This window comes from Limnohabitans sp. Rim28, from assembly GCF_000293865.2.
Classification (GTDB): Bacteria; Pseudomonadota; Gammaproteobacteria; order Burkholderiales; family Burkholderiaceae_C; genus Limnohabitans_A.
In genome coordinates, this window is the sequence record NZ_ALKN02000058.1 from 1 (window position 1) to 464 (window position 464).

1 pseudogene is annotated in these 464 nt (G+C 68.3%); it reads right to left on the reverse strand.

Going from position 1 to position 464, the window contains the following annotated elements:
* Nucleotides 1-464 (reverse strand): annotated as a pseudogene (locus B472_RS17180) (hypothetical protein); the annotation flags it as partial.

The following is a 464-nucleotide window of genomic DNA, read 5'->3' on the forward strand; positions in this document are numbered from 1 at the left end:
GTTGCGCCGGTGTGGCCGGGTCGCTCATGGCGCTCAGCGCGTTGGCAAGCGCCGTCTGCGCCGCATCCAGTTCGGTTTGCGCGGTGCCCAAAGCGGTGTTGGCGGTGTTGACCTGGGCCACCCACTTGGCCACTTCGGCGTCTGTGACGCTTTCGCTGCTGATGGTGGCTGCGCTCACGGTGGCCGCGTCAGACAGGGCCGCTGTCGCTGCGCTGGTGATGGCCGACAAGTCGGTGGGGGTCTCGCCTGCTGCAGTAGCCGCCGCATTAGCTGCCGTCACGGCCGCGTTGGCCGCATTGGCTGCGCTCGTGGCCGCTGCCGCCTTGGCCGTCAGCACCGTCAGGGCAGTCTCTACGGCTAGCAGTTGCGCCGGTGTGGCCGGGTCGCTCATGGCGCTCAGCGCGTTAGCAAGCGCCGTCTGCGCTGCATCCAGTTCGCTTTGCGCCGTTGTCAGTGTGGCGTTC